The organism is Corallococcus exercitus (assembly GCF_042231735.1).
GTDB lineage: Bacteria > Myxococcota > Myxococcia > Myxococcales > Myxococcaceae > Corallococcus > Corallococcus exercitus_B.
Genome location: NZ_CP102577.1, coordinates 9,268,054 through 9,292,335, shown reverse-complemented (window position 1 = coordinate 9,292,335; position 24,282 = coordinate 9,268,054). Strand labels below are relative to the sequence as shown.

The following is a 24,282-nucleotide window of genomic DNA, read 5'->3' as shown; positions in this document are numbered from 1 at the left end:
CAGGGATACCCTTTGATTCGTCCGTGCGCGACTATTTCCTCCGGCTGGCCATCGCATCGCTCGCGCTCGGCGTGGGCGGCGGTTGCCTTGACGACGAACGCACGACATCTCCCACCCCGCGCGACGTGGTGACGACCGCCGCACCGTGCGTGTACTTCAAGGACCTGGCGCCGTTCCTGCCGGAGTCGCTGGAGGGCTTCACGGTGGGTTCCACCGCGGGCTCCACGGGGAAGTACGGCGAGGTGTCCGTGTCGGAGGCGGAGCGGACCTACACCCGGGGCGAGGGCCGCGAGGTGAAGGTGCGCATCGTGGACACCACCATGGGGCTGAAGCTGGGGCAGGCCATCCGCGAGGCGGCGCAGAAGGCACGCGGGCGAGCAGCCAGCGACCCCACGGCGCCCATCCAGTGGAAGGAAGCCGTGGGCTTCGTGCGCTATGACGCGGAGGAGGCCGTCGCGGAGGCGAACCTCCTGGTGGGCGACCGGTTCGTGGTGGCCGTCACCAGCCGCGGCTTCCCCAGCACCGTGGAGGTGCGGCGGGTGGCGCGAGGCATCGACCTGGCCGGACTCGCCCGGCTGCAGTGACACGAGTTCAAGGAGCGTTTGTGGCGGTGAAGGACAAGGGGTCGCGGCCCCAGACGACCCAGGAGTTGCTGGAGCAGGAGAAGGCGGCGCGCCAGGGCGTGTCGTCCCTGGGCAAGCGCGAGTTCATGGAGCAGTTCCAGAAGCTGTCCAAGAGCTACGCGGTGGACCCGGGCAACCCCGGCTCCTACGCGTGCGAGGGCTGTCAGCGCTGCGCCAACTGCATGTTCTGCAAGGACTGCGACAGCTGCCACCAGTGCACGCACTGCACGCGGTGCGAGCTGTGCACCAACTGCTCGCACTGCGTGGAGTGCAAGAACTGCCACGCGTGCGCGTACTGCGTGCAGAGCGAGAACTGCTCCAGCAGCGCGTACGTGGTGATGAGCAAGAACCTGCAGGACTGCAACTACTGCTTCGGCTGCGTGGGGCTGTCCAAGAAGGACTTCCACATCCTCAACGTGGGCTTCAGCCGCACCGAGTACTTCAAGGTCGTGGGCCGGCTGCGCAAGGAGCTGGGCATCCCGTAGGCAGCGCCAGCTCCCCTGCCCCACCGGGCTCCGGAGTTCGGAGCTACAGGGCGCGCACGTAGAGGGCCTTGAGGTACTCCGTCTCCGCGAGGCCCGCGAGCACCGGGTGGTCCAGGCCGGCGCCGCGCCGCTCCAGGATTTGCACCGGGCGCTTCGCGTCCGCGGCGGCGTCCAGCACCATGGACTCGAAGCCCTGACGGTCCAGCTTCCCCGAGCACGAGCACGTCACCAGCAGGCCGTCCGGCTTGAGGCAGCGCAGGGCGCGCAGGTTGAGCTCGTGGTAGGCGCGCAGCGCGGTGGCCAGGCCCTCGCGGCGCTTGGCCAGGCCCGGCGGGTCCAGGACGATGGTGTCGAAGCGGCGGCCCTCCTGGTCGAAGCGGCGCAGCACGTCGAACGCGTTGCCGTTCTCCACCTTCACGTTGGCGCGGCCGTTGGCCTCCGCGTTGGACTGGATGCGGGCAGCGGCCTTCGCGTCCTGCTCCACCGCGAGCACCGACGTGCAGTGCTTCGCGAGCGCGAGCGCGAAGCCGCCGTGGTAGCTGAAGCAGTCCAGCGCTTCGCCCCGGCCCAGCTCGCCCGCGCGCAGGTGGTTGTCCACCTGGTCCAGGAACGCGCCCGTCTTCATGTCGCCCAGGAGGTCCACGTCGAAGCGGTTGTCGCCCTCGTGGTAGGTGAAGCGCGCAGCGCCCTCGCCGTGCAGCAGGCGCACCTCGCGCGGCAGGCTCTCGAAGTCGCGGCCGGAGGCGTCGTCGCGGCACACCACGTGGGTCGCGCCCGTCCTCTCCACCAGCGCTCGCGCGAGCATCTCCTTGCGGGCGTCCATGCCCTCCGACAGCGTCTGCACGGTGAGGCCCTGGCCGTAGCGGTCCACGAAGAAGCCGGGCAAGAGGTCCGCCTCCCCGTGCACCAGGCGCAGGCCGTCCCGGCCCGGCAGCACCGCGCGGCGGGCGAGCGCGGCCTCCAGGCGGCGGATGAAGAAGGCGTCGTCCACCTTCTCCTCGTTGGGGCCCTTGCGCGTGAGCAGCCGCAGCGCGAGCGGGGAGCGGCGGGCGTAGAGCGCCTGGCCGATGGGGTTGCCCTGCGGATCCACCACCGCCACCACCGCGCCCGGCGTGTCGGTGGAGGGGGCTTCAGTGAGCTCCGTGCGGTACACCCAGGGGGTGCCGCGACGCAGCGTCTTGGCGCCCTTGAGGCTGACCCGGGCGGTGGGAAGGGAAGGCATGTGGGGGCTCACTCCAGGCCGCGCGCGGCCAGTTCCTCGTCGTCTTCCCCTCGCAGATGCCCGATTTCATGGAGCAGTGTCACGCGAATCTGTTCGCGCAGCTCTTCCGGTGTGCGCACCGCGCGGGCCAGGTTGCGCCGGTAGAGGGCCACCGAGCGGCAGGGCGTCTCCGAGCCGTCGCACGGCTCCTGGAGGGACGGCCCCCGGAACAGGCCCAGGATGGTGGGCGACAGGGGCGGCTGGTTGGCGAGCAGGTCGTCCTCGGCGGGAATCTCCTCCGCGGCCACCGGCACGCCCTCCAGGTCCTTGCGCATGTCCTCGGGCAGGTCCGCCAGCGCCCGCGTCACCTGGGCCTTGAACTCGTCCGGCGACGGCAGGGGCGGCGGGGGGAAGTCCTCGGGCTCCAGCGCGCGGGCCTTCTCGAAGTGCTCCTCCGCCCGGGCCCATTGGCCCTCGCGCTCCAGCAGGAGCCCCAGGTGCTGGTGCGCGTGCGCCGCGCGCGCCTTGTCCTTCAGGAGCGACGCGAAGGCCGCCTTGGCCTCGCGGAAGCGGCACAGCTCGAAGAGGGCCAGGGCCTTCTCGTACTTCGCCTCGTGGTTGCCCGGCTCACGGGCGAGCACGATGGCGGCGCGGTCCAGCGCCTGGTCCGCCTGCCCCAGGTCGTTGAAGGCCATGGCGGCCACCAGCGCCAGCGCGGGCACGAGCTCCGGGGGCGTGGCGGGCTGGGACAGGCCCCGCTCGGCGTAGAGCGCGCCCAGCTCGTCCCGCTCGCGGCTGGAGGGCAGCTGCACCGCGTACAGGTGCGCGGCGCCCAGGAGCGCGTCCGCGTCCCCCGGGTCGATGGCCAGCGCGCGGGCGTAGGCGAGCTGGGCCTCGGGCTCGCGGTGGAGCGCGGCCAGGGCGGCGCCCCGTTCCGCGTGGGCGGCGGCGAGGTCCGGCTCCAGCGCGGCGGCCTGCGCGGCGCAGGAGAGCGCTTCCTCGTAGTGGCCCGCGTCGTAGTAGTCGCGGGCCGCGTCCAGGGGAGCGCCCTCCTTCGCGTCGCACACCGCCAGCGGGTGCACCTCCGCCACCGCGTCGTCCGGGCGCTTCACGGAGGCGCTGGGGCCCGCGTCCCCGGGGGCCTCGGCGAGCGCCCCCGCGTCCGTCGCCACGATGACGGCCGCCGTGCCCGCATCCGTGCCCGCGTCGGCGACCGCCGGAGGGTTCCGTTTGCAGGAGGCGAGCAGGAGGAGACAGACAGCGAGCAGACCGCGCCGCGACATGGGGAGGGAGGCTATGGCATCCGCCCCATGCACAGGAAGCGGGGACGTGCCTGCACGCCTGAGGGGTCCCCTGCCCGCCCCGGCTGCATTACCCTCCGGCGTCCCATGAGCGAACTCATCCTGGCATCCACCTCCAGCGCGCGACGGGCCCTGATGGACGGGCTGGGCGTGCCGTACCGCACCGAAGCCCCCCACGTGGACGAAACCGTCCCCGCGGACCTGCCCGCCGACGAGGCCGTGCGGATGCTCGCCGTGCGCAAGGCCCGCGCGGTGCAGGAGCGCCACCCGGAGGCCTGGGTGCTGGGCGCGGATCAGCTGGTGGAAGTGGGCCAGGACGTGCTGGGCAAGCCCCAGGACCGGGACGCGGCGCGGGCGCAACTCACGCGTCTGCTGGGAAACACCCACGTCATCCACACCGCCGTGTGCCTGCTGGGCCCGGGCGGGCACCACTCGGAGACCCTGGAGGACGCGCGCCTGACGTTCTTCCCCGTGTCACCGGAGGAGCTGGAGCGCTACCTGGACACCGGCGAGTGGGAGGGCTGCGCGGGCAGCTACCGCGTGGAGGGCCGGGGGCAGGCGCTGCTCCAGAAACTGGAGGGCGACCGCACCAACGTGCAGGGCCTGCCCATGCTGTCCGTGGTGCGGCTCTTGCGGCAGGCGGGCTTCGACCTCTTCGCCCGCCGCTGACGGCCCGTCACCCCGCGCTGGACAGCTCCGCGAGGATTTCGTGGTACGCGGCGCGGGCCTTGTCGGACTGGTCCGCCTTGAAGCTCACCGCGGCCACCACCGGATGGCCGCCTCCGCCGTAGCGGCCAGCGATGGCGGACAGGTCGTGCTTGCGAGTCTCTGGCCTCCACGGGTTGGAGCCCAGCGACACCTTGGCGCGCGACGCGCCCCTGCCCACCCACAGCGTGTAGCGCGCGTCCGGGTAGAGCGCGTACGCGATGAACTTGTTGAGGCTGTCCACGCCCTCGTCCACCAGGTCGAAGTGGACGACGCCGTTCTCGTACCGGGCCTTCTCGCGCACGAGGTCGATGTTGCGCTGGTGCCGGAAGAGCAGCGGCTCCAGCGGGGCGGCGATGAGCGGCGACGCGGCGATGTCCGCCAGCGAGTCCGTCTGCATGCGCCGGATGACCTCCGGGATGAGCGTGTCGTCCTTGGTGGACTCCAGCACCGTCATGATGCGCAGCGCGGGCTCCTCCAGCGCCACCGCCATCTGGGGGCTGGGGAACTGCGCGCCGTCGATGATCTCCGCCCAGTACAGCAGGTCCTTCAGCGGGGACGCGTCCCAGCCGAAGCGCTCGCGCGCCACGTCCGCCAGGTACAGCGTGCAGCTCTTGCGATGCGGGTCGTGGAACTTCTGGCCGCTGGTGTCGCGCTGGAAGTGGGGCTCGTCGCCGGGCTGCTGGAAGGCGGAGGCGTGGTGGTCGAACCACCAGGTGAGCCGCGCGTCCTGGCTGTAGCGGAAGTCGACGATGACGTTCTCGTCCCCGGTGAACACCGCCGGGTCGATGCCCTCCGCGCCCGGCTTGTGGGCCAGGCCCCGGTAGCTGAACGTCGCGTCCGCGCGCACGCGCTCCCGGAAGAAGCGGGTGAAGACCGCGGCGCTGGCCGCGCCGTCGAAACAGTTGTCGTGGAAGAGGACCTGGACTCGCATGGGCGTCCGCCCTCTACCCTGAATCCCCGCCGCGCCCCAACCGCACCGTGGCCTCAGGGCCGCAGGGACTGTGGCCAGGGGGTGACACCCGACCCAGGCCCCCGTCGTTCCACCGCATTGAACGAGATGCGCGCCATTGAACGATGCGTGGAAATCACCACACGGGGTGAACGAAAAACTCGACAGAACGAGGAACGACCCTGAAGGGCTGAAAAAAGGAAGGCCCGCCGGCCCCACGGAAACCCGCTATCCGCAAGGAAAACCCCCGGAATCAGGAACCTGACGGGGAGGCTGAGCCCTGGCACCTCGCCTGCATGGTGTCAGACCGACGAGGTACTCACCCGCGCGGCACGAAGTGGCGGGAGGAACCATGGCGAAGCGGACCGCAGGCAAGACGAAGGGTGGCTCGGTGGTGCGGCGGCAGGGCCGGCGGGTGATGCCCGCGCTGCGGCGCACGGCGAAGCGCGCGCGGGTAGCGGCCCACAAGGCCCAGCTCACCGTGGGCGAGGTCATCGCGGCGGCGTTCGACACGGCGGGCGGCGAGATGAGCGGCGTGCTGGAGCTCGTCACCTCTCCGCAGATGACCCGCGCGCTGGGCCGCCGCATCGTCGTCGTGGGCTGAAAAGCAGCCCGCGTCCCGGCCCGTGAAGCCCAGGCCGCGCTGCCGGAAACGGAGCGCGCGGGCGCGCGAGCCGTCGCGACACGGCTGTCAGTCTTCCTCCACCAGGTGCCGCGTTTCCACGTGAGCGCGGGTGGAGTTCTTCCTCCCCTCCTTGTCGTCCTGGAACCTGGATCCGCTGGACCGGAAACGGATCCACGCGGGTTCATCCGGACCCTGGACTGCCCGCGTTCGTCACTTCGCGCCGGGTGGGCCGCGCGCTTCGCACCCTGAAACACGACGGCCCGTGCTCCCTCGCGAAACGGGGAACACGGGCCGGGAAGCCCCGGAGACCGGGGCTTGGGACGCCTGTTACTGGCGGGGCTGCCAGCGCGGGCGGTAGTCGTCACCCTCGCTCGTCAGCACCGTGTACGTGTCCTTCGGGTGGGTGATGGCCGTGGGGGCGGGCTGGCCCGTGGCCGGGTCGATGGCCCTCACGACGAGCTGACCGCCCAGGACGTAGGCCACGAGGCGGCCGTCCGGGGAGAACGACGGCAGCGTGGCGTTCTCCGCGAAGAGCACCGGCTCGCCCACCTTCGCGCCCGAGGCGTCCACGCGCTGCACGTAGATGTCGTTGCCCCGGTCGGTGCCGCACAGCTCCGCGCCAGCGTTGCCGCACAGCGTGGCCGCGTTGCCGATGAGCAGGAAGTTCGCGCGCACGTACGCCACCCAGCTGCCGTCCGGCGACCAGTTCGGGTTCGCGATGTACGAATCCACCGAGCCGCCCTCCACGGGCCGGGTCGAGGTGCCCGCGAGCAGCTTCGGGTCGCCGCCGCCCGTCACCGGCAGCGAGTACAGCTTGAGCACCGGGGTGGCGTCCCCGCCGAAGTTCACGGTGGTGCCTTCCGGGTTGGCCAGGAAGAGCAGCTGCGAGGTGGTGCGGTTGTAGTGCGGCTGCTCACCCGTGGTGGGCGTGCCCGCGAGCACGGCCGGCGCGGCGCCGCCCGTGGACACGAAGATACCCGTGCCCGCGGCGCTGTACGCGAGGTCCGTGCCGTTGGCCGCCCAGTCCGGGAAGGTGCCGCTGTTGGTGACCGACGTGACCGTGCCGCCCGTCGGCGCGATGGTGGAGATGCCCGTGCTGCCGCGCACCCAGGCGATGAGGTTGCCCGGCTCCCACTCCATGTAGCGGATGCGGGAGGTACCGCCCGTCGGCAGCACGGTGGGCTCGGCGGCCGTGAGCGGCACGGGGCGCACCGTGAGCTCGGCATCGGCGGTGGTGACTTCCCCCTGCACGAAGGCCACCTGGGTGCCGCCCGGGCCGAAGCGCGGGTAGGCGCTGGTGCCGCCGTCGGAGCTGAGCGACGTCATGCCCGGCACGTCGTAGGCCGTCACCAGCGCGCGCGTGCCGCCGTCGTTGCCCGTCACGGCGATGAGGAGCGCCTGGCAGGTGGCGGCCTCGCAGCGCAGGCCCGCCATGCAGTCCGAGGACGCGGTGCACGCGCCGCCCTTGGCGACGTTCATGCCCGCGTCGGTGCCGGCGTCGACGGTGCCGGCGTCATCCGTGCCACCATCCTCGGTGCCCGCGTCGACGGCGCCGGCGTCACTCTCACCCGCGTCCGTCCCACCGCCGGTACCCGCGTCCGTCTCACCGCCGGTGCCCGCGTCCTCTTCCGGCTCGGTGGGGATGGTGCGCAGCTCGCACTTGTTGTCGGCGTTGCAGATGTACGACTGGCCCGCCGGGGGCGTGCCCTTGTCACGGCAGTCGAACGGGTCGACGCACTCGTCGCCACAGCCCGTGGCCAGCATCGTCAGCGCCCCGAACAACGCACCCCACACCACTCGTTTGGTCATTCGCATGCCTCCAAAGTCAGGGGGCGCGTCATAGCTTCGCGTTCATGGGTGACGGGACGCCTTGAAGGGCCTGTCATCCGGGCTTGTCAGTGATTGAACGGCTCTGGGAAGAAGGGTGCTCAATGATCGACACGCACTGCCATCTGGACGCCTCGCGCTTCGATGAGGACCGCGACAGCGTGGTCACCCGCGCCTGGGCCGCGGGCCTGCACGGCATCCTCATCCCCGCCGTGGGACCGGAGACGTGGGAGCCGCTGCTGGAGCTGCCGCGCAGGGACGCGCGCATCCAGGTGGGGCTGGGCATCCATCCGCAGTTCCTGCCGGACCTGCGGCCGGAGGACGACGGCGCGCACCTGGAGCGGCTGGACGCGCTGCTGGCGAAAGGAGGCGCGGTGGCGGTGGGCGAGTGCGGCCTGGACGGCCCCACGCTTCCGGGCGCCCCGCTGGAGCGGCAGCTGGCGGTGCTGCGCGGGCACCTGGCCCTGGCGCGCAAGCACGGGCTGCCGGTGCTGATGCACTGCCACCGGCTGCACCCGGCGATGATGGAGCTCCTGAAGACGGAGGCCTGGCCGGAGGCGGGCATCCTCATGCACAGCTACAGCGGCGGCGCGGAGCTGGCGCGCTTCTACATCCAGAAGGGCTGTTACTTCTCCTTCGCGGGCCCGGTGACGTGGGCGGAGGCGCGCAAGCCCCTGGACGCCCTGCGCGTGATTCCGGCGGACCGGCTGGTGGCGGAGACGGACTCGCCGGACCAGGCGCCCACGCCCTTCCGGGGGCAGCGCTCCGAGCCGGGCTACCTGCCCCACATCCTCGCGGGCATGGCGCACGTGCTCGGGGAGCCGGTGGAGGTGCTCGCCCAGCGGACGACCGAGAATGCCCGCCGCCTGTTCCGGGAAGCTTTCCCCTCCCCTTCGCGGTAGGCGAGCGTCGCGTGATAGAGGAGCCCTTCATGAACCCGCAGCCCGCCCCCACCCCCGAGACCGAGGCGCCCCCCGCCTCCCCGGCCGCTCCGAACGCCGTCGAGACGCCGTCGCTCGCGAAGCCCTTCAAGCTGTCGCGCCGCTTCGACCGCACGGCACGCCTGCTGGGCGACAACGCCATGGAGCGGCTGGCCAACGCGCACGTGGTGGTGTTCGGCCTGGGCGGCGTGGGCAGCTTCACGGCCGAGGGACTGGTGCGCAGCGGCGTGGGCCGGCTGACGCTGGTGGACCACGACGACGTGTGCGTCACCAACACCAACCGCCAGCTGCACGCGACGGTGAAGGCGGTGGGCAAGTCCAAGGCGGAGCTGATGGCGCAGCGCTGCCAGGAGATCAACCCGCAGGCGAAGGTGGAGGCCCTGCGCGAGTTCTACCGCGAGGAGCTGGCGGAGACGCTGCTGCCCGCGGGGAAGTACGACTTCGTGGTGGACGCCATCGACAACGTGAAGGCGAAGCTGCACCTGCTCCACCGGTGCGTGACGCTGGGCGTGCCGGTGGTCAGCTCCATGGGCGCGGCGGGACGCCTGGACCCCACGGCCATCCGCGTGGAGGACCTGAGCGAGACGCACATGGACCCGTTCGCCAAGGACATCCGCAAGCTGCTCAAGCGCAAGTACGCCGTGGAGACGGAGCGCCACACGGGCATCACCGCCGTGTACTCCATCGAGACGCGCCGGCAGCCGGTGCCGCTCAACTACGACGACGCGACCGACGGCTTCCTGTGCGTCTGCCCGCAGGACAACGAGTTCCACACCTGCGACCACCGCACGCAGATTGACGGCAGCGTGGCGTTCGTCACCTCCGCCTTCGGCATGAACGCCGCGGGCGTGGTGGTGCGCCGGCTGGCGTCCGCGCGGTAGCGCTTCAGGCGACGCGGGGCCGGGCCTGCGTTACCGCGGGCTCCCGGCCGCACGGACGGCGGAAGACGCAGCGGGCGCAGGCGTCCAGGTTCCCCGTCTGCGGGAAGGCCTCCACTTCCTTCGGCGTGTTGGTGGCGGCGTCCTTCAGGAGCGCACGCATCCCCTCCACGCTGCGGGCGAAGTGCTGGCGGAAGGAGTCCATGGCGGACGGGTCCACCGTCACGTCGTGCTCCAGCCCCTCGTTGAGGTACACGAGCGACGCGCGCACCTTCTCCAGCGGGTAGCGGTAGCGCTGCGCGATGTAGAGCGCGTAGCCCAGCACCTGCTCGTCGTAGCCCTCGCGCGAGCGGCCCGTCTTCCAGTCCACCACCACGACGGAGCCCTCCGCGTCCACGTAGGCGAAGTCCGGGATGGCGAAGGTCTTCACCCCGTCCAGGACGAAGTGGGCGAAGTCGAAGCCCGCGTCCACCTCCAGCCACTGCGCGGGCTTGAGCCCCTTGGCGATGCCAGGCCAGCGCGACTGGAAGAACCACGCGAGCGCGGAGCGCACCGTCTCGAAGTTCTGCTTCCAGGCCTCGTTGGGGATGTCCTCGCCGTACTCGTGCTCCGCGAGGCCGGTGAAGGGCTTGCGGTACTTCTGCGTCCAGTACGCCTTGGAGCGCGAGTGCCGGAAGTCGTCCTGCATCAGCTTGTGCGTGCGCGCCTCCACCTTGGCCGGGTCCACCTCCCGGCCGGCGCGCCAGTCCAGCAGCACGTCCTTGAGGGCCTCGTGCACGATGCTGCCCGCCCAGGTGTAGCGGTTGTGCAGCTTCTTGAGGACGTAGAGCTCGCGCACGTCCCGGGCCGCCTCCGCCTCCCAGCCGCCCCAGGAGCGGTAGTAGTAGAGGTAGTAGGCCCGGAGACACTCGGAGAACTTCTCGTGGCGGCTCTTGGACCAGGAGAAGTCGTTGGTGATGGGAGGACGGGCCATGGACGCGGGGCATCCTATAGACGATCGCCCGCCCCGCCAGAAGAGGGACAGGCGGCCGGACAACCGCCCCCTGCCGTCGGTAAAAACGCCGGGTGCACCCGACCGTACGGGTATGGTGCCGCGCCTCCCCCGTGAAGAATCACATGAGCCCACGCAAGCGCACCGAGTCCAGGGCCCTCCCCGCCCCCGTCTCCCCTGAACGCCACGCGGCCCTGCACGGCCCGCTGCTCTCCTGGTACGACCGCAACAAGCGCGACCTGCCCTGGCGCCGCACCCGCGACCCGTACGCCATCTGGCTCAGCGAGGTCATGCTCCAGCAGACACAGGTGGTCACGGTCATCCCGTACTGGGAGCGTTTCCTCGCGCGCTTTCCTACCGTGAAGGCCCTGGCCTCCGCGCCCCTGGACGACGTGCTCTCCGGGTGGAAGGGGCTGGGCTACTACTCGCGCGCGCGCAACCTGCACCGCGCGGCGCAGGAGGTGGTGGAGCGCTTCGGCGGGAAGCTCCCGTCCACGGCGGAGGACCTGCTCACCCTGCCCGGCTTCGGGCGCTACACCGCCGGGGCCGTGGCCTCCATCGCTTTTGGCGAAGAAGCCCCTATCGTGGACGGCAACGTCGCGCGCGTGCTGTCGCGCCTCTTCGAGGTGGAGGGACTGCCCGGAGACCGCGACCGCGAGGCCACGCTCTGGGCGCTGGCCTCCGCGCTGGTGAAGGGCGAGCGGCCCGGGGACTTCAACCAGGCGCTGATGGAGCACGGCGCCACGGTGTGCCGGCCGGAGTCCCCGCTGTGCCTGCTGTGTCCCGTGCGCGACGGGTGCATCGCGTTCAGGAAGGGCCGCGTGGACGAGCTGCCGCCGGCCAAGGTGCGCGCCGCGCCCCGCAAGCTGTTCCTCGCGCTGGCCGTGTGGCCGCACGCGGGGACGCTGCTCTTCGCGCGTCGCGCGGACAAGGGCCTCTTCGGCGGCCTGTGGGAGCTGCCCGCCGTGGAGGTGGAGGAGGACACGCCGGAGGCGGAGGCGACGGAGCGGCTGGCCACGACGCTGGGCGCACCGCTCACGCTGGAGGGAAAGCTGGACAGCGTGCGCCGGCAGCTCACCCACCGCGACCTCACGCTGCGGCTGTTGCGCGTGACGGGCGGCACGCGGCCCACGAAGTCCGCCGCGTTCCAGGAGCTGCGCTGGTGCACGCCGCAGGAAGCGGAGGCGCTGGGCATGAGCACCGCGATGCAGCGCGCGCTCGACGCGGCGCTGGGGCACGGGGTGATGGGCGGCGAGGCCGCGCCCGCGAAGAAGGCACCGGGTCGCGGCGCGAAGAAGGCGATGCGCGGCTGAACCGGCGCGCGCCGCGGGCCTCGACGCCAGGAGGGCAACCGACCGCAGCGGGGCCCGGCGGCTTCGTGCTGGCGGACCGCGCGTGCGGGCCCCTTCCGCTGGTGGATTTTCCGAGCGGGATGGCCCGTTGGTCCCTCAACACTTCGCGACCTGGGATGTCGCTCCGGCAACCCCGTACGCCTTGGGTCTCTTCCGCGATGCAGGGGTGCGTCCGAAGCTTCAGGCCGCCTTTTCCAGGAGGAAGCCCGATGGCTCGTCAGAACGCGCAGAAGTCGCAACCGAACCCCGCGCCCAAGGCCGCTCCCGAGCGGACCGAAGACAAGAAGCCGGTGGCCGCGGCGAGCGCGCCCACGAACAAGACCGCGGCGCCCACGCAGGAGCAGATCGCCCGCCGCGCCTACGAAATCTTCCAGGCCCGGGGCGGCACGCACGGCAACCCCGAGCAGGACTGGCACCAGGCCGAGCGCGAGCTGCGGCTCGGCCGCCAGTAGTCCGTCGCTCCGGCCGCCCGCGTGTCAGTGCGCGGGCGGCAGTCCCTGGAGGGCCGGGCGCTCGGACTCGAGTGCCCGCTTCAGCCGGCGCTGGGCCTGCTTCAGCTCCTCCAGGATGCGCTCCGCGTCCACCACCGAGCGCATCGCCAGGCCGCACGCGGGCGTCAGCAGCACCGTGGACAGCGCGCGAGAGAAGCCGATGTCGCCCGGCAGCGCCGCCTTCAACGACGCCTCCACCGAGTCCGCCAGCTCCTCCACCGAATACGTGGACGCCAGGTCCGTGGGGATGACGCCCAGGCTCAGCGTGGCGCCGGAGTCGAGGAACCGCTTCAACGCGTCCGTCTCCTCCAGCATCGCGTCCAGCGACAGCCGCACGTCCAGCGAGACGAGATCCGCCTGCGCGTCCAGCAGCACGCCCCAGTCCGTGTTGCCGCAGCAGTGGATGCCCACGAGCGCGCCCTCGCGCTGCAGCGCCACCACCAGCAGCCGCAGCTCCTGCTGCGCCAGCAGGTGCTGCGGGTTCATCCTCACGAAGGCGTAGAGGCCCGGCTCGTCCAGGTAGAACAGGGGCGTGGTGCCCGTGCGCTTGAGGGCGCGCACCATGGCCAGGGCGCGCACCATCACCAGCCGGTACAGCGCCGCGTCCAGGCCCGGCACCGCCAGCACCGGCTCGCCCGTCGCGGTGCGCACCACGGAGCGCACCGTGAAGGGGCCGGACAGCTGCGCCTTCGCGAAGGCGAGCTTGCGGTGCTCCACCTCCCAGAGGAACGGCTTCCACGCGCGGCACGCGTCCGCGGTGGGCTCGAAGGACTCCAGGTCGCCGGAGGTGAGCGCCGCGTCCAGCCGCGCCTCGAAGGCGGCGCGCCCGGCGGCCCACGCGTCCACGTCCACCGTGCAGACGCCGTCCTCGTCGAAGCGCAGGCCCGGCAGGCCCTCCAGCGCGGCGGGAATCATCAGCTCCGACGGATGCCCTACCGGCAGCTGCGGCAGGAACGGGATGTCCATGGCGAGCGCGGCTTGCAGACCCAGTTCCACCTGGGTGTGCGGCAGGCTGCCGATGCCCGTCGTGGCACACGCGGGCAGGAGCTGGACGGCGCGACGGATGGTGGGCGAAGGCATGGCGGCAATCTAACCCGTCCGGCGCGGCAGGGCCCGGGCTTCGGGCCCCCGACGCATCAAGTCACCGAGAAATACGTCGCATTCGGGTGGTGGAAGACGATGGCGGACACGCTCGCCTCCGGCTCCATCATGCAGCCGTCGGTGAGCTGCACGCCGATCTCCTCCGGCTTGAGCGCGGCGAACAGCTTCGTCTGGTCCTCCAGCCGGGGGCACGCCGGGTAGCCGAACGAGTAGCGCTTGCCGGTGTACTCCGCGCGGAAGCGCTCCAGCATCGTCATGTCCGCCCGGTCCGGGAAGCCCCACATGCTGCGCAGCTGCGTGTGCAAGAGCTCCGCGTAGCCCTCCGCCGTCTCCAGCGCCAGGGCCTGCACCGCGTGCATCTTGAGGAACTCGCCCTTCGCCTTGAAGCCCTCGGACAGCTCGCGGATGCCCGAGCCCGCCGTGGTGACGAACAGCGACAGCGCGTCCACCGGCTTGCCGTTCTGCAGCGGCTTCACGTAGTCCGCCAGGCACAGGCCGTTGTCCTTGTCCTGCCGGGGGAAGTCGAAGGACGTCACCGGCTCGCCCGTCGTGCCGTCGAACAGGAGCACGCGGTCGCCGTCGCTGGCCGCCTTGAAGAACTGGAACACCGAGCGCGCCTGCATCACGCCGCCGCGCAGCAGCGACTTCAGCTCCTCCACCGCCTCCTTCAGCGCCAGCGCCTTGCGGCCCTCTTCCGTCTTCGCGAGCTCGGCTTCCGCCGGCGTGCCCAGCGCGCGCGACGACGTGCGCAGGCCCAGGTGGCGGCCGTAGAGCATCACCGGGTTGATGAACTTCCAGATGTGATCCAGCGGCGTGTTGGTGAGCACGTGCCGGGCGAAGTCCGGCGCGGGCGGCACCACGTCCAGCACCGGCACCTCCGTGCTGCGCGAGCGGCGCACCGGGGCCGCGGGCGCGGGGCGCTCCTTCGCCTCCTGCGCCAGCTTCAGCCGGCGCGCGGCCAGGTCGTCCCGCAGCTTCGCGTGCGCGCCCGGCTCCACGATCTGCTTCGCCAGCTCCAGGCCGTTCATCGCGTCCTGCGCGTAGGCCACGGTGCCGCCGCCGTAGGCCGGGGCGATGTTGCGGTCCACGAAGTTGCGGCTGAGCGCGGCGCCGCCCACCAGGATGGGCGTCTCCACCCCCGCGCGCTTCAGGTCCTCCGCGGTGGCCACCATCTGGTGCGCGCTCTTCACCAGCAGGCCCGACAGGCCGAGGATGTCCGGGCGGTGCTCACGCACGGCCTGCACCAGTTGCTCGGGCGGGACCTTGATGCCCAGGTTCACCACCTGGAAGCCGTTGTTGGCGAGGATGATCTCCACCAGGTTCTTGCCGATGTCGTGCACGTCCCCCTTCACCGTCGCGAGGACAATCTTCCCGCGCGACGCCGCCTGGGTCTTGCTCATGTGCGGTTCCAGGTGGCTCACCGCCGCCTTCATGGACTCCGCGCTCTGGAGCACCTCCGCGACGATGAGCTCGTTGGCGCCGAAGAGGCGGCCCACCTCGTCCATGCCCTTCATCAGCGGCCCGTTGATGATGTCCAGCGGCGCCATCTCCTTCATCGCCAGGTCCAGGTCCGCCGTCAGACCGTCACGCGTGCCCTCGATGATGTAGCGCTGGAGCCGCTCGTTCAGCGGCAGGCTGCTCACCTGCGCTCTCGCGGGCTTGCGCTCGCGGAAGTGCGCCGCGAAGGGCGTCACGGGGTCCGTGCCCCGGTTGTAGATGAGGTCCTCGGACAGCTTGCGCTCCTCCTCGGGCAGCGACGGGTAGCGCTCCAGCTTCTCCGAGTTGACGAGCGCCATGTCCAGGCCCGCCTGCACGCAGTGGTACAGGAACACGGAGTTGAGCACCTCGCGGCCCGCGGTGGGCAGGCCGAAGGACACGTTGCTGATGCCCAGCACCGTGCGGCACTGCGGGAAGCGCTGTTTGATCAGGCGCACGCCTTCAATCGTCTCCACGCCGCTGCCGGTGTACTGCGCGTCACCGGAGGCGCAGGGGAACACGAGCGGGTCGAAGTACAGGTCCTCCGCGCGCATGCCGTACTTCTGCGTGAGCAGCTCGAAGCTGCGCTCGGCCACGGCGAGCTTGCGGTCGCGCGTGACGGCCATGCCCACCTCGTCGATGCAGCCCACCACCAGCGCCGCGCCGAACGCCTTCGCCAGGGGGACGACCTTCTCGAAGCGCTCCTCGCCGTCCTCCAGGTTGACGGAGTTGATGATGGCCTTGCCCTGGCAGTACGTGAGCGCCATGGCGATGACCTTCTCGTCCGTCGAGTCGATCATCAGCGGCACGCGCACCTTCTTGACCACCACCTCCAGGAAGTGGCGCATGTCCTCCAGCTCGTCCCGGTCCGGGTTCGCGAGGCAGATGTCGATGACCTGCGCCGCCCGCCGCACCTGGGCGCGGGCAATCTCCGACGCGTCGTCGAACTGGCCCGCGACGATGAGCTCCTTGAACTTCTTGCTGCCGATGACGTTCGTGCGCTCGCCCACGATGATGGGGCGCTGCTCGTCCGTCACCTCCAGGTAGTCCACGCCGGACAGCGAGGAGCGCGGCTTCGGTACTTCCGTGCGCGGCTTGAGCCCCTTCACCATCGCGGCGAGCGACTCGATGTGGCCCGCGTGCGTGCCGCAACAGCCGCCCACCACGTTGATCCAGCCGTTGTCACAGAAGCGCTTGAGCGACCGGGAGATCATCTCCGGCGATTCCAGATACTGGCCGTTCTCGTCCGGCAGGCCCGCGTTGGGCACGCACGACACCGGGAACGGGCTCATGGACGACAGCGAGCGGATGTGGTCCGTCATGAAGTCCGGACCCGTGGCGCAGTTGAGCCCCAGGTACAGAAGGTCCGTGTGCTCCAGCGACGTGGCCAGGCTCTCCACGGACTGGCCCGCGAGCATCGTGCCCATGGGCTCAATCGTCCCGGACACCGCCACCGGCAGCTTCCAGCCCAGCTTCCGGAACGCCCGGTCAATGCCCAGGAGCGCCGCCTTCACGTTGCGCGTGTCCTGCGCCGTCTCCACCAGGAGGTAGTCGGAGCCACCCACGGCGAGCGCCTCCGCCTGCACGGCGAAGTTGTCCACCAGCTCCTCGAAGGTGATGCCGCCCGTGACGCTGATGGCCTTGGTGGTGGGGCCAATGGAGCCCGCCACCCAGCGCATCCGGCCGTCCTTCGCCTCCGCGGCCTTGGCGGCCTTCAGCGCCAGGCGGGACGCGGCGACGTTGATGTCGTGCGCCTTGTGCGAAAGGTCGAACTCCGCCAGCACCACCGGCGTGCCGCCGAAGCTGTCCGTCTCCGTCACGTCCGCGCCCGCGGCGAAGTACTTCGCGTGGATGCCTTCGATGACGTCCGGGCGGGTGAGGACCAGGTGTTCGTTGCAGCCCTCGTACTCCGCGCCGCCGAAGTCCGCCGCCACCAGCTGGTGGTTCTGCAGGAGCGTGCCCATGGCGCCATCCAGCACCAGGATGCGCTCGCGCATCGCGGCCTTCAGCGCCTCCACGCGCTGGCCGTGCTCCCCGGGGGGAAGCGGCAGGGGGTGGGCGATGTGGCTCGTCATGACGGTTTGACTCCGGTCAGCAGGAAGACGCGGAAGGGACTGGCCCCATCGCGCGCGTGCGTCTCGCGGGTGAACGACGTGAAGCCGGCCTCGCGAAGGGCCGCTTCGAGGACTTCGGGCGAAAAGCCCAGGTGCCGGTGACCCAACCGCTCCAGCACCCACTTCTCTTCGTGCGGCAAGAGCTCCAGCACCACCAGCCGGCCGCCCGGCTTGAGCAGCCGCGCGGCCTCCGCCACCACCGCCGCGGGCGACTCGACATGGTGGAGGCTCTGCGAAATCACCACCAGGTCCATGCGCCCACCGGACAGCGACAGCCGGTGCAGGTCCTCGCGCAGGAACGTGATGTTGGTCAGCGCGTCACGCAGGGCCAGGGTCCGCGCCTGGGACAGCGCGTCCTCGCTCTGGTCAATGGCCCACACGTGCCGCGCCCACCGCGCCATCGCCCGGCTGAACACGCCGGTGCCGCAGCCGAAGTCCGCCACGTCCAGCGGCGGCAAGAGCGACGCCAGCGCGCCCGCCCAGAGGAACCACGACTGGCCGGGCTCCAACAGCCGCTCGTTGAGCGCCTGCCGGTCCTCCCGCGCGCGCAGCAAGTCGTTGAGCCGCGCGGAGTCCCCCGCCGCGTCCTCCGCCTCGCGGGCCAGCCGGACGAGCGGCCAGCGCGAGTCATCCGACTCCAGCGCCAGCGAGTAGTACGTGAACCCCGCCTGCCGCTCCTCCCGGATGAGCCCCAGCCCCTTCAGCTTCGACAGGTGGTGCGACACCGACGACTGGGCCACCCCCACCAGCGACACCAGCTCCGTCACGTTCAGCGGCGCCTGGGCCACCAACCGCAGGATGCGCAGCCGCGTCGTGTCCCCCAGGACACGGAAGGATTGGGAGAGGACGTCCATATCGAGCCATCAACATATATCGATGCTCTGACCTGGACACAATGGGCCCGGCAACGCATTGCGTTGCCTTGGGTTGCACCCATCCCGTAGAAATCCGGCATGGCGCCCTCCTCCACGCTGCACTCCCTGCTCGACGGCAAGCGGTTCGGGCTGGTCCTCTCCGCGGGCTACTTCGGCTTCTACGGCCACGCGGGCTTCCTGAAGGGGCTGCACGGCTCCGGCCTGAAGCCCCACGCGTACGCGGGCACGTCCGCGGGCGGGATGGTGGCGGCGTACGCGGCGGCGGGCATGCCCATGCCGAAGCTGGAGGAGCTGGTGCTCAGCCAGACGCGCGCGAACTTCTGGGACCCGGACCCCCTTGGCGCGGTGTTCAACGTGGCCTCCCAGGGGCACGGCTTCACGGGCCTGCTCAAGGGCGAGCGCTTCCGGCGGCTGCTGGAGTCCACGCTGCCGGTGTCCACCTTCGAGGACCTGCCGCACCCGCTCTTGCTCACCGCGGCCAACCTCACCCACGGCACGCACCAGGTGTTCACCACGGGGGAGCTGGCCCCGCGCGTCCACGCCACCTGCGCGTACCCGGGCCTGTTCCGCGCGGTGCCGCTGGACGGCCAGCTGTTCTGGGACGGCGGCCTCGTGGACAAGGCGCCCGCGCTGGCGCTGCAGGAGAGCGCCATTGGCAAGGACCTGGACGCCATCCTCGTGCACTTCCTGCCCAGCCGGACGCGCAAGGTGGTGGGCGGCCCCATGGCCTATCCGCAGGGCCTGGCCGCCGGGTCCGCCGCGCTCCGGCGCGACCACTTCCGCCTCCAGCTCACCGTGCTCCAGACGCGCAACGTGCCCGTCTACGTCGTCACCTCCAACCTGCCGCCGGTGACGCCCGCCACGCTGGAGCGCGGCTTCGACGCGCTGGATCAGGCCCGGCTGTCCGCCGAGCGCGCCCTGGCCCGGCCCCCCGTCCCTTTCGAGCAGAGCACCTGAGCGTCCTCGCACGCCCAACGGGTTCAACGAGGGCCGAATAAATCAACAGGACAGAAATAAAGGGATAGCCTGATTTAAATGACAGACCGGCGTGGCATGGTGGAGATGCTGTCCATCCCGGAGGAAGTCCATGCTGAAGTCGACGCTGTCCCTGCGCCCCCTGCGTGGCGCGGCCCTGGCTGTGTCCCTGCTGGCGTTGGCCCCCGCTGCTGGCGCCGCGCCCAGGCTGGCGCCGCGCGCGCTCCTGGCGAAGCCCACGGGGAGTGAGCTGCCCGCGGGCACGTACGTGGAGCGGCTGGTGGTGAAGTTCCACGAGGGCAGCCACGTGCGTCTGCGCGGCGACGCGCTGCGCGCCCTCGCCTCCGAGCGGAGCGCCGGTGAGCGCGAGCTCCTGTCCGGCCTGCGCCTGGACGACGCGCGCGTGGAGGCGGACGTGGCGGAGGTGGCGGCGCTCCTGGAGCGCGCGCCGCGCATCGGTGCGCTGAACCGCGTGTTCCAGGCCGAGGAGGCCGCGCTGGACGCGAGCAAGGCGTCCGGTGAGGCGAAGAGCGGCGAGCAGCTGGCGGACCTGAACCTGTACTTCGAAATTCCGCTGCTGCCCGGCACCACCGCGGACACCGTGGCGGACCTGGTGGCGGCGCTCAACCGCGTGGGAAGCGTGGAGACGGCCTACGCGGCGACTCCCCCGGAGCCGGCGATGGTGAACTTCGCCATGGAGGCGGGGCTGCGCGCGCTCCTGTCCGCGGCGGACCTGCCGCCCACCACGCCGGCGTACCAGTCCGCCCAGGGCTACCTGGGCGCGGCGCCCTCCGGCATCAACGCGACGTACGCGTGGACCCAGGCGGGCGGCCGGGGCACCAACGTGAAGATCGTGGACATCGAGGGTGGCTGGCGCACCACGCACGAGGACTTCCCCTCGTTCTTCCGCGTGGGCGGCACGCAGTACTCCGACCTGGGCTGGCGCAACCACGGCACCGCGGTGATGGGTGAAATCGTGGGCGCGAACAACAGCTACGGCGTGACGGGCATCGCCAGCGCGGCGTCGCCGGGCGTGGAGGCCATTGGCGCGCAGAGCACCGCGAGCGCCATCACCAACGCGGCGGCGGCGGTGGGCGCGGGCGGCGTCATCCTGATTGAGTTGCACGCGGGCGGCCCCTCGGACGGCACGGCCTGCACGTGCAACACGTCCCAGTGCAACTACATCGCGATGGAGTACTGGCAGGACAACTACGACGCCATCCGCAACGCCACCGCCAACGGCGTCGTCGTGGTGGAGGCGGCGGGCAACGGCAGCGCGAACCTGGACGCGGCGGCCTACGGCGGCCGGTTCAACCCGGCCACGCGTGACTCGGGCGCCATCCTGGTGGGCGCCAGCACCTCCACCACGCGCGTGCCCATGTGCTGGACGAACTTCGGCCAGCGCGTGAACGTGCATGCCTGGGGTGAGAAGGTCGTCACCACCGGCTACGGCGACCGCTTCGGCAGCGGCTACGGCGAGGACCAGTACTACACGTCCACCTTCAGCGGCACGTCCAGCGCGTCGCCCATCGTCGTGGGTGCCGCCGTCAGCGCCCAGGGCGTGGCGAAGGCCAACGGCCGGCTGCTGACGTCCGTGCAGATGCGCGGCCTCTTGCGCAACAACGGCACGGCCCAGGCCGCGGACTCGCGCCAGATTGGCCCGCTGCCGGACCTGGCGAAGGCCCTGCCCAAGGTCATCTCCGGCAACTACTGAGCCTCAACCCAAGGCCGCCGCGACCTCCACGCGCGGCCCCGCGGCTCTCCGTGCCCTTTCGGGTGCGGAGGGCCGTTGTCTTTCCAGCCGTGTCAGCGCCCGCTGTAGCGGCGGTGGTCCACCATCAGGCAGCGGTCCTGCACCACGCGGATGCCGGCGGCCGCCAGCTTCCGGGCCGCGTCGTCGTTGCGGATGCCGGACTGGAACCACACCGCCTTGGGCTTCTTCGCGATGATGTCGTCCACGTGCTGGTCGATGTCGCCGGGCCTGCGGAACACGTCCACGACGTCGATGTCGCCCGGGATGTCCACGAGCCTGCGGTACACGGGCTTGCCCAGAATCACCTTCGCGTCCGGGTAGTAGACGGGCACCGGCACCACGTCCACGCCCGCCTTCGCCAGGTACTCCGGCACGTAGTACGCGGGCTGGGCGGAGTGGTCCTCCGTCTTGATGCCCAGCACCGCCACGCGCCTGGCTTCCTGCACCACGCGCTTCACACCCGCGTCGTCCTCGATGAGGTACTCGTCGTGGCTCATGGCCCTTCCTCCTGGAGCATTTCCGCCTGGGACTCGGTGGTGAGCGTCAGCGTCCCGCCCTTCCCCACCGCCTTCACCTTCAGCAGGCGGCGCACCGGGATGAACCGGCCGTACGCCACCACCTGCTCGCCTTCACACGTCACGCCCTTCGCGAGCTCCGGCGAACCGGCCTCCGTCCACGCGGCCCGCAGCTCCTCGGGCGCCTTGGCGGGCAGCGCGTCCAGGCACTTGAGCGACAGCACCACCGCGTCGCCGAACGTCGTGGGCCGCGTGCCCTCCACCGTGCGCTCCAGCAGGTAGGCGCGCTCCTCGCCGTCCACGGCCACGAAGTCCACCGCCCACGTGCGCTGGCCCTCCACCAGGTTGCGCTGCAAGAGGCCCGCGTACTTCGCCTCCCACTCGCGGCGCGTGCGCGTCTCCAGCGCCTCCGGGGTGAAGAAGCGCTCCACCTCCGGCAGGCCGGTGCCTTCGGGCGCCACCTGCCGCAGCGCCTCCTGCGCGGCCTCCGGGCCCACCAGCTTCACGAAGGTGCCGTCCGCCGCCAGCTGCATGCGCAGCGTGAAGCGCTCCAGCACGGCGCCGGACAGCGACGGCACGTCCTGCCCGTCATGCACCTGGCGCGGGGTGCGCACGGCCTGGGCCACGCGCCAGCCGCCGTCGGACGGGGCGAAGCGCGTCTCGGTGGTGAACGCGGCCTCATCGCGCACCTCCGGCTGGCCCTCGCGCTGGAGGGTGCGGGTGGCGCGCACGGATTCGGTGAGGAGGCGGTCCACGGGGGGCTTGAAGTCCAGACGCACCGGCGGAGGCAGCCCCGGCGCGGGGTTGAGCGGCGGATACCGGGACTTGCACCCGGCGGCCAGCGACAGCACGAGACAGCACCACAGGAGACCAGGACGCATGCGCTCGCGAACGCTGGCAGAAAGCCAGGGCGCCCGCGAGCGTCTTGCAACCGCTTCCGCTGAAGGTGTCACCGCGCGGGCGACACTACGGGTGACGTGTCTCCCCGTCGGAGGCGCCCTCGATGCGGTCTCGCCCGATGTTGCGCCGGTCGCGGTCCACGCCGTCATCGTCCTTCAGGCCGTTCATCGCGAAGCGGCGCTCGGCCTCCGCCAGGTCGCGCAGCACGTGCTCGCGCAACATGTACTCCTGCTGCGGCAGGGACTTGAGGATGTTGATGATGTCGACCGGGGCCTCGCTGTCCGCGGCGGCCTCGACGAGTTCCTCACGCGTCGCCGGGTACTCCACCCCATCCAGATGCGGGGTGATGGAGCGCGCCGGATCCTCCGCCTTTCCGTAAGCCATCGTGCCTTCCACCTTTCTTGCGCCCGGGCGTCCATGCCCGGGCGTGTCCATCCAGGGAACAACGTGGGGATGACGCCCGCCCCGGGCCACCCTCGCCCCCGCCCCCTCCTACGACGCCGGGCGGCCGAGGGACCGTCCGCCTTGCCCGCGACCGCTTCGGGGTAGAGTCTTCCGCCGCGCCAACGCCCGCCGGAGTCCTCACCCCGATGTCCGCCGCCTCCCTGCTCGCCGCCTGGCTCACGCTCGCCAGCCCCCCCGCCGACCCGCCGTCCGCCGCCGCTCCCCCGCCCGCCCTCGAGGCCCCGCGTGACGTCTACGCGCTGGACGACGCGGCCTTCGTCACCCAGGCCCGCCGCGACCTGGAGATGCTGCGCCAGGGCACCGAGGGGCTGCGCCGCCTGCGGGAGGAGGCCTTCCGCTCCAAGGCCCTGTACCGGCGCGGCAAGGACGTGCCCTACACCCCGGACGAGAAGCAGCTCCTGGTGTCCACCTGGGCCGCCTTCTTCGACTGCTTCATCTCCACGGAGGTGGTGCGCCAGCGCTACTGGGACTTCCTCAAGGTGCCCGCCCTCACCCAGCCGAAGAAGCACGCCTGGGGCTTCCTCCTCACCCACGCGGCGCTCGCGTCGGAGCTGGCGCAGGGCATGGCCTTCGCGGACTTGGCCGGGGGACAGGCGCAGCTGGAGGTGCTGCTGGACGAGCCCGGCCCCGCGTATGGCCTTCCCGCGCGCGCCTTCAGCCGCTTCAAGCAGAAGGTCGTCCACGTGGGCACCAGCACGCAGCTCTTCACGGGCGACGGCTACCGCGCGACGCTGCACCCGGTGCTGGCGAAGTCCGGCGTGCTGGACGAGCCCGGCGTCCCCGCGCTCTTCCAGGCGATGCGGCAGGACAGCAAGACGGCCCGCACGCGCCTGCTGAAGCGCGGCCCGGTGCTCTTCGCCAAGGCCGCCGCGGACCTCACCCAGGACACGACGGCGCGGGCGGTGTTCCCCGTGCAGAAGACGGTGGCCGAGTGGATGGGCGACACCCGCGTGCACCGCTCGGGCCGGCCGCTCATCTCCCGCGAGCAGACGCTGGCGCTCCTGCCGCGCATGGCCCCGGGCGACGTGATGGTCGCGCGGCAGAACTGGTTCCTGTCCAACATCGGCCTGCCGGGCTTCTGGCCGCACGCGGAGCTGTACCTGGGCACCGCCCAGGAGCTGGCCCGGACCTTCGACACGGACCCGGAGGTGAAGGCCTGGGTGGCCACGCTGCCCGGCCACCCGGAGACGTTCACCGGCCACCTGGCGAAGGCGTTCCCCGCCAAGTGGGCGGAGTACACCGGCAAGGACTCCCACGGGGACCCCTTGCGCATCATCGAATCCATCAGCGAGGGCGTGAGCTTCACCGGCGTGGAGCACGGCATGCACGTGGACTACCTGGGCGTGCTGCGGCCCCGGGTGTCCCAGGTGGACAAGGCCCGCGCCATCCTGCGCGCATTCACCTTCCAGGGCCGGCCGTACGACTTCAACTTCGACTTCTTCTCCGACCAGTCCCTGGTGTGCACGGAGCTGGTGTGGAAGTCCTACGCCCCGTCGAAGGACATGAAGGGCCTGGACATCCCCCTGGTGAGCGTGGCGGGGCGCAGGACGCTGCCGGCGAACGAACTCGTGCGCGTGTTCGACGCTGAATACGGCCAGCCCGGCCGGCAGTTCGACTTCGTCGCCTTCCTGGACGGGCGGGAGGCCACGGGTGACGCCGTCGAAGCGAACGCCGAGGCCTTCCGTTACACCTACCGACGCATGAAATGGGACATCGCCCAGGAGTGAGGCACATCC

General features: G+C 71.2%; 22 protein-coding genes. 11 read left to right on the top strand and 11 right to left on the bottom strand.

Annotated features, from left to right (window positions below):
* Positions 1 to 23 precede the first annotated feature (23 nt).
* Positions 24 to 584: a hypothetical protein gene (locus NR792_RS37475; protein ID WP_338264377.1), complete on the top strand. Its 561-nt coding sequence runs from the start codon at positions 24 to 26 to the stop codon at positions 582 to 584.
* A 26-nt stretch (positions 585 to 610) separates the two neighbouring features.
* Positions 611 to 1,108, top strand: coding sequence for a caib/baif family protein (locus NR792_RS37470; RefSeq protein WP_375757489.1), 498 nt, complete (start codon positions 611 to 613; stop codon positions 1,106 to 1,108).
* A 43-nt stretch (positions 1,109 to 1,151) separates the two neighbouring features.
* On the opposite strand, the gene NR792_RS37465 is transcribed toward NR792_RS37470, so the two are convergent.
* Positions 1,152 to 2,330: a class I SAM-dependent rRNA methyltransferase gene (locus tag NR792_RS37465; RefSeq protein WP_375757488.1), complete on the bottom strand. Its 1,179-nt coding sequence runs from the start codon at positions 2,328 to 2,330 to the stop codon at positions 1,152 to 1,154.
* Positions 2,331 to 2,338: 8 nt separating this feature from the next.
* On the bottom strand, positions 2,339 to 3,592 hold the full coding sequence (locus tag NR792_RS37460) for a metallopeptidase family protein (RefSeq protein WP_375757487.1): 1,254 nt from the start codon (positions 3,590 to 3,592) through the stop codon (positions 2,339 to 2,341).
* Positions 3,593 to 3,697: 105 nt separating this feature from the next.
* Here NR792_RS37460 and NR792_RS37455 point away from each other — a divergent pair, with 105 nt between their 5' ends.
* Positions 3,698 to 4,279, top strand: coding sequence for a Maf family protein (locus NR792_RS37455; protein ID WP_375757486.1), 582 nt, complete (start codon positions 3,698 to 3,700; stop codon positions 4,277 to 4,279).
* 7 nt (positions 4,280 to 4,286) lie between these two features.
* On the opposite strand, the gene NR792_RS37450 is transcribed toward NR792_RS37455, so the two are convergent.
* Positions 4,287 to 5,249: a hypothetical protein gene (locus NR792_RS37450; RefSeq protein ID WP_375757485.1), complete on the bottom strand. Its 963-nt coding sequence runs from the start codon at positions 5,247 to 5,249 to the stop codon at positions 4,287 to 4,289.
* A 370-nt stretch (positions 5,250 to 5,619) separates the two neighbouring features.
* On the opposite strand from NR792_RS37450, the gene NR792_RS37445 reads away from it, so the two are divergent.
* Positions 5,620 to 5,871, top strand: coding sequence for a hypothetical protein (locus NR792_RS37445; protein ID WP_375757484.1), 252 nt, complete (start codon positions 5,620 to 5,622; stop codon positions 5,869 to 5,871).
* 348 nt (positions 5,872 to 6,219) lie between these two features.
* Here NR792_RS37445 and NR792_RS37440 read toward each other — a convergent pair whose 3' ends face one another.
* Positions 6,220 to 7,701: a hypothetical protein gene (locus NR792_RS37440; protein WP_375757483.1), complete on the bottom strand. Its 1,482-nt coding sequence runs from the start codon at positions 7,699 to 7,701 to the stop codon at positions 6,220 to 6,222.
* 122 nt (positions 7,702 to 7,823) lie between these two features.
* Here NR792_RS37440 and NR792_RS37435 point away from each other — a divergent pair, with 122 nt between their 5' ends.
* Positions 7,824 to 8,621, top strand: a complete 798-nt coding sequence (locus NR792_RS37435) for a TatD family hydrolase (RefSeq protein ID WP_375757482.1) — start codon at positions 7,824 to 7,826, stop codon at positions 8,619 to 8,621.
* Between the two features lie 29 nt (positions 8,622 to 8,650).
* Positions 8,651 to 9,541: a ThiF family adenylyltransferase gene (locus NR792_RS37430; RefSeq protein ID WP_375757481.1), complete on the top strand. Its 891-nt coding sequence runs from the start codon at positions 8,651 to 8,653 to the stop codon at positions 9,539 to 9,541.
* 4 nt (positions 9,542 to 9,545) lie between these two features.
* Here the strand turns inward: NR792_RS37430 and NR792_RS37425 are convergent, their stop codons facing one another.
* A complete protein-coding gene (locus tag NR792_RS37425) occupies positions 9,546 to 10,511 on the bottom strand; it encodes a PD-(D/E)XK nuclease family protein (RefSeq protein WP_375757480.1) in 966 nt (321 codons plus the stop codon).
* Between the two features lie 143 nt (positions 10,512 to 10,654).
* Between NR792_RS37425 and mutY the strand changes: the two genes are divergently transcribed.
* Together mutY and NR792_RS37415 are read left to right on the top strand one after the other, a co-directional pair.
* Positions 10,655 to 11,842 carry an A/G-specific adenine glycosylase gene (mutY, locus tag NR792_RS37420; protein ID WP_375757479.1) on the top strand — a complete coding sequence of 396 codons (1,188 nt, stop codon included), beginning with the start codon at positions 10,655 to 10,657 and terminating at the stop codon, positions 11,840 to 11,842.
* 248 nt (positions 11,843 to 12,090) lie between these two features.
* Positions 12,091 to 12,333, top strand: coding sequence for a DUF2934 domain-containing protein (locus NR792_RS37415; protein ID WP_375757478.1), 243 nt, complete (start codon positions 12,091 to 12,093; stop codon positions 12,331 to 12,333).
* A 24-nt stretch (positions 12,334 to 12,357) separates the two neighbouring features.
* Here the strand turns inward: NR792_RS37415 and NR792_RS37410 are convergent, their stop codons facing one another.
* The 3 genes from NR792_RS37410 to NR792_RS37400 are packed head-to-tail and all read right to left on the bottom strand — an operon-like array spanning position 12,358 to position 17,917.
* A complete protein-coding gene (locus tag NR792_RS37410) occupies positions 12,358 to 13,452 on the bottom strand; it encodes a hypothetical protein (protein ID WP_375757477.1) in 1,095 nt (364 codons plus the stop codon).
* A 56-nt stretch (positions 13,453 to 13,508) separates the two neighbouring features.
* Positions 13,509 to 17,024, bottom strand: coding sequence for a methionine synthase (gene metH / locus NR792_RS37405; RefSeq protein WP_375757476.1), 3,516 nt, complete (start codon positions 17,022 to 17,024; stop codon positions 13,509 to 13,511).
* On the bottom strand, positions 17,021 to 17,917 hold the full coding sequence (locus NR792_RS37400; protein WP_375757475.1) for an ArsR/SmtB family transcription factor: 897 nt from the start codon (positions 17,915 to 17,917) through the stop codon (positions 17,021 to 17,023). Before NR792_RS37400 ends, metH begins: the two co-directional genes overlap by 4 nt.
* A 99-nt stretch (positions 17,918 to 18,016) precedes the next feature.
* Here NR792_RS37400 and NR792_RS37395 point away from each other — a divergent pair, with 99 nt between their 5' ends.
* Entirely contained in the window at positions 18,017 to 18,895 is an 879-nt protein-coding gene (locus NR792_RS37395) for a patatin-like phospholipase family protein (RefSeq protein WP_375757474.1), read from the top strand.
* Between the two features lie 130 nt (positions 18,896 to 19,025).
* Positions 19,026 to 20,627, top strand: coding sequence for a S8 family peptidase (locus tag NR792_RS37390; RefSeq protein ID WP_375757473.1), 1,602 nt, complete (start codon positions 19,026 to 19,028; stop codon positions 20,625 to 20,627).
* 92 nt (positions 20,628 to 20,719) lie between these two features.
* Here the strand turns inward: NR792_RS37390 and NR792_RS37385 are convergent, their stop codons facing one another.
* The 3 genes from NR792_RS37385 to NR792_RS37375 all read right to left on the bottom strand — a co-directional run bounded on the left by NR792_RS37385 (position 20,720) and on the right by NR792_RS37375 (position 22,465).
* On the bottom strand, positions 20,720 to 21,163 hold the full coding sequence (locus NR792_RS37385) for a CoA-binding protein (protein WP_375757472.1): 444 nt from the start codon (positions 21,161 to 21,163) through the stop codon (positions 20,720 to 20,722).
* The gene (locus NR792_RS37380; protein ID WP_375757471.1) at positions 21,160 to 22,062 is read right to left on the bottom strand and encodes a hypothetical protein; all 903 of its coding nucleotides are present in this window, start codon (positions 22,060 to 22,062) and stop codon (positions 21,160 to 21,162) included. Before NR792_RS37380 ends, NR792_RS37385 begins: the two co-directional genes overlap by 4 nt.
* An 85-nt stretch (positions 22,063 to 22,147) precedes the next feature.
* The gene (locus NR792_RS37375) at positions 22,148 to 22,465 is read right to left on the bottom strand and encodes a DUF2795 domain-containing protein (protein WP_375757470.1); all 318 of its coding nucleotides are present in this window, start codon (positions 22,463 to 22,465) and stop codon (positions 22,148 to 22,150) included.
* A 206-nt stretch (positions 22,466 to 22,671) separates the two neighbouring features.
* On the opposite strand from NR792_RS37375, the gene NR792_RS37370 reads away from it, so the two are divergent.
* Complete coding sequence (locus NR792_RS37370) at positions 22,672 to 24,273, top strand: YiiX/YebB-like N1pC/P60 family cysteine hydrolase (protein ID WP_375757469.1); 1,602 nt, start codon at positions 22,672 to 22,674, stop codon at positions 24,271 to 24,273.
* Positions 24,274 to 24,282: the final 9 nt, after the last annotated feature.

Excerpts from the sequence above, each read along its gene's own strand:
- NR792_RS37465 (WP_375757488.1), bottom strand. The coding sequence starts at position 2,330 with ATGCCTTCCCTTCCCACCGCCCGGGTCAGCCTCAAGGGCGCCAAGACG.
- NR792_RS37460 (WP_375757487.1), bottom strand. The coding sequence starts at position 3,592 with ATGTCGCGGCGCGGTCTGCTCGCTGTCTGTCTCCTCCTGCTCGCCTCC.
- NR792_RS37455 (WP_375757486.1), top strand. The coding sequence starts at position 3,698 with ATGAGCGAACTCATCCTGGCATCCACCTCCAGCGCGCGACGGGCCCTG.
- NR792_RS37450 (WP_375757485.1), bottom strand. The coding sequence starts at position 5,249 with ATGCGAGTCCAGGTCCTCTTCCACGACAACTGTTTCGACGGCGCGGCC.
- NR792_RS37445 (WP_375757484.1), top strand. The coding sequence starts at position 5,620 with ATGGCGAAGCGGACCGCAGGCAAGACGAAGGGTGGCTCGGTGGTGCGG.
- NR792_RS37440 (WP_375757483.1), bottom strand. The coding sequence starts at position 7,701 with ATGACCAAACGAGTGGTGTGGGGTGCGTTGTTCGGGGCGCTGACGATG.
- NR792_RS37435 (WP_375757482.1), top strand. The coding sequence starts at position 7,824 with ATGATCGACACGCACTGCCATCTGGACGCCTCGCGCTTCGATGAGGAC.
- NR792_RS37430 (WP_375757481.1), top strand. The coding sequence starts at position 8,651 with ATGAACCCGCAGCCCGCCCCCACCCCCGAGACCGAGGCGCCCCCCGCC.
- NR792_RS37425 (WP_375757480.1), bottom strand. The coding sequence starts at position 10,511 with ATGGCCCGTCCTCCCATCACCAACGACTTCTCCTGGTCCAAGAGCCGC.
- mutY (WP_375757479.1), top strand. The coding sequence starts at position 10,655 with ATGAGCCCACGCAAGCGCACCGAGTCCAGGGCCCTCCCCGCCCCCGTC.
- NR792_RS37415 (WP_375757478.1), top strand. The coding sequence starts at position 12,091 with ATGGCTCGTCAGAACGCGCAGAAGTCGCAACCGAACCCCGCGCCCAAG.
- NR792_RS37410 (WP_375757477.1), bottom strand. The coding sequence starts at position 13,452 with ATGCCTTCGCCCACCATCCGTCGCGCCGTCCAGCTCCTGCCCGCGTGT.
- metH (WP_375757476.1), bottom strand. The coding sequence starts at position 17,024 with ATGACGAGCCACATCGCCCACCCCCTGCCGCTTCCCCCCGGGGAGCAC.
- NR792_RS37400 (WP_375757475.1), bottom strand. The coding sequence starts at position 17,917 with ATGGACGTCCTCTCCCAATCCTTCCGTGTCCTGGGGGACACGACGCGG.
- NR792_RS37395 (WP_375757474.1), top strand. The coding sequence starts at position 18,017 with ATGGCGCCCTCCTCCACGCTGCACTCCCTGCTCGACGGCAAGCGGTTC.
- NR792_RS37390 (WP_375757473.1), top strand. The coding sequence starts at position 19,026 with ATGCTGAAGTCGACGCTGTCCCTGCGCCCCCTGCGTGGCGCGGCCCTG.
- NR792_RS37385 (WP_375757472.1), bottom strand. The coding sequence starts at position 21,163 with ATGAGCCACGACGAGTACCTCATCGAGGACGACGCGGGTGTGAAGCGC.
- NR792_RS37380 (WP_375757471.1), bottom strand. The coding sequence starts at position 22,062 with ATGCGTCCTGGTCTCCTGTGGTGCTGTCTCGTGCTGTCGCTGGCCGCC.
- NR792_RS37375 (WP_375757470.1), bottom strand. The coding sequence starts at position 22,465 with ATGGCTTACGGAAAGGCGGAGGATCCGGCGCGCTCCATCACCCCGCAT.
- NR792_RS37370 (WP_375757469.1), top strand. The coding sequence starts at position 22,672 with ATGTCCGCCGCCTCCCTGCTCGCCGCCTGGCTCACGCTCGCCAGCCCC.